A 2,771-nucleotide genomic window follows, 5' to 3' on the forward strand; every position below is an offset into this window, starting at 1 on the left:
CGCAGCGCGGCGATCACGTCCTCGGGGAAGGGCAGGAACCGCACGCCCTGCGCCTTGAGATCGGCCATTGCCCTGGCGTTGTAATAGTCGAACTGCGCCTGCACCTCGAGGGCTGCGGCATAGCCCGCCGCCTCGCAGATCGCTTGCAGGTCGGGAGTCAGTTCGGCCCAGGCATCGGCGTTGAAGACGATGGCCAGCCCCGCGCCCGGCTCGTTGAAGGCGGGCACATAGCACAGATCCGTCAGCTTTTGCAGCCCGAACGCCTGATCCAGCATCGGCCCGACCCATTCGGCGGCGTCGATCGCGCCCGATTGCAGCGCCTGGAAGATCTCGGGCGGCGGCATCAGCACCGCGTTGACGCCGAGCTTGCGGTAGATCTCGCCGCCCAGCCCGGCGATGCGCATGTTCATGCCGCGCAAGCTGTCGACGCTTTCGACGGGGCGCTTGAACCAGCCGCCGGACTGGGTGTTGGAATTGCCCGAATAGAAGGGCTTGAGATTGCGCTGGGCATAGATCTCGTCCCAGATCGCCTGTCCGCCGCCCCAGCGCAGCCAGGCGAAATGCTCGGCCGAAGTCATCCCGAAGGGAACGCCCGTGAACCAGTGCAGCGCCGGATTCTTGCCCGCCGCGTAATAGGTCGGCCCGTGGCCCACCGGCGCGTTGCCTGCCTGAGCCGCATCCTCGACCGCGAAGGCGGGCACCAGTTCGCCCGCGCCATGCACGGTAAAGCTGAGCCGGCCGTCCGACATCGCGGCGACCTTCTCGGCGAAGGTCACGACATTGGTGCCGACGGCGGGGGCGTTCTTTGGAAAGGCGGTGGGCAGGTTCCAGGTGATCTTGCCCTGCGCAACGGCCGGGGCGGCCAGCGTGCCAGCGGCGGCGACACCGGCGCCAGTGGTCAGGAAGGTTCTGCGGTCCATGTCGGTCCTCTTCGGTCTCAGCGGAAAACCTGGTGCGGCAGCCATGTGGCAAGCCCGGGCCAGGCGATCAGAACCCCAAGAGCGGCCAACTGCAACAGGACAAAGGGGATAACGCCCCGATAGGTGTCGAGCGTGGTGATGTCGGGTGGCGCGACCGAGCGGAAGTAGAACAGCGCAAATCCGAAGGGCGGGGTCAGGAACGAGGTTTGCAGGTTCATCGCGATCAGGATGGCGAACCAGATCGGCGAAATGTCGGTGCTCAGGATCGGCGGACCCAGCAGGGGGATCACGATATAGATGATCTCGACCGCCTCCAGCAGGAAGCCCAACAGGAAGATCAGCACCATCACCAGCGCGATCGCGCCATAGGTGCCGCCGGGCAGGGCCGCCATCATCTCGGCCACCATCCGGTCGCCGCCGAAGCCGCGGAACACCAGCGCCAGCAGCGAGGCCGCGACCACGATGCCGAAGACCATGCCCGAGATGCGGATCGTCCCGGTCATCGCGCCTTGCAGAAGCCCCGCCGCCCAGAGCCACAGCGTGCCCCAGAGCGTGCCCAGCCCGATCACCAGCGCGGCACCCAGTGCCGCCAACGCCGCGGGGCTGCCCGGCGCGGCGCGGCCCATGCCGCCCATGCCGATCCCCACCAGCGCCAGCGCCGCGAGGCCCGCGCCCGCGATCAGCCAGCGGCCCGCGCGCAGCGGCTCGGCCGCATGGGCGGCCAGCAACAGCGCGCCGACCGCGCCCAGCCCCGCGGCCTCGGTGGTGGTGGCGACGCCCGCAAGGATCGAGCCCAGCACCGCCACGATGAGCAGGACCGGCGGCAGGAAGGTGAACAGCACTTCGGCCGGGGGCACGGGGTCGCGCGGGGCGCGGGTTGCGTCGGGCAGGGGCCTGAGCCGCAACGCGACGTAGAGCGCGTAAAACGCCACCAGCATCAGGCCGGGGACCAGCGCGCCCGCGAAAAGATCGCCGACCGAGACGGCATCAGGGGCGAAATTGCCCGCGCGTTGCTGCGCCTCGAGATAGACATTGCCGATCTGGTCGCCCAGCAACACCAGCACGATCGAGGGCGGGATCACCTGGCCCAGCGTTCCGGAGGCGCAGATCAGCCCCGCCGCCAGCCGCTTGTCCACGCCCGCCGCGCGCATCGCGGGCAGGCCGATCAGCACCAGCATCACCACGGTCGCCCCGATGATGCCGGTGGATGCCGCGATCAGCGCCGAAAAGGCCAGCACGCTGAGCGCCATGCCGCGCGACGATCCGCCGGTCAGCCGGGCCAGAACGCCCAGCATCCGCTCGGCCAGACGCGCGCGTTCCAGCAGCACCCCCATCAGGATGAAGAGCGGCACCGCCATCAATAGCCGGTTCGACATCACCCCCCAGACCCGTGCGGGATAGAAGTTCAGGAAGGAAAGGTCGAACACCCCGAATACCGCAGCGATCAGCGCCGTGACCAGCGGCACGCCCGCGATCGCCAGCATCGCCGGGATGCCGCTCAGGATACCCGCGAAAAGCCCAAGGCCCATCGCCAGCAGGAAGCCCTCGGCCCCGGTCATCCGCTGACCCTGGGGGTCAGGAACTGGGCGATGCCTTGCAGGATCATCATCGCCGCGGCGACCGGCAGCGCGGTCTTGACAAGGTAAAGCCCCGGCATGCCTCCGGTCTCGACCGAGCCTTCGCGGATCGACCAGGAATAGGCAAGCTCCGGCCAGTAGGCGCGGATCATCAGGCCGAAGACCGGGATCAGGAACAGGACCAGCGCCACGGCATCTGCCGCGCGCAGATAGGCCGTGGGCAGGCGTTCCGAGATCGCCTCGACCCGGACATGCCCGTTGCGCGCCAGCGTCA

General features: G+C 68.7%; 3 protein-coding genes. All 3 read right to left on the bottom strand.

Going from position 1 to position 2,771, the window contains the following annotated elements; genetic code table 11:
* A partial coding sequence (locus ENN83_RS05750) for a TRAP transporter substrate-binding protein (protein ID WP_287185098.1) occupies nucleotides 1-920 on the bottom strand: 920 nt, incomplete at its 3' end.
* 17 nt (nucleotides 921-937) lie between these two features.
* On the bottom strand, nucleotides 938-2,479 hold the full coding sequence (locus tag ENN83_RS05755; RefSeq protein WP_287185100.1) for a TRAP transporter large permease: 1,542 nt from the start codon (nucleotides 2,477-2,479) through the stop codon (nucleotides 938-940).
* Nucleotides 2,476-2,771, bottom strand: a 296-nt coding sequence (locus tag ENN83_RS05760; protein ID WP_287185103.1) for a TRAP transporter small permease subunit, incomplete at its 5' end; no start/stop codon positions are given. The genes ENN83_RS05760 and ENN83_RS05755, both read right to left, overlap by 4 nt.

This window comes from Rhodovulum sp. (assembly GCF_011048875.1).
Classification (GTDB): domain Bacteria; phylum Pseudomonadota; class Alphaproteobacteria; order Rhodobacterales; family Rhodobacteraceae; genus Rhodovulum; species Rhodovulum tesquicola.

What these genes read in the sequence shown, in the direction of transcription:
- ENN83_RS05755 (WP_287185100.1), bottom strand. Translation starts at nt 2,479, where the DNA reads ATGACCGGGGCCGAGGGCTTCCTGCTGGCGATGGGCCTTGGGCTTTTC.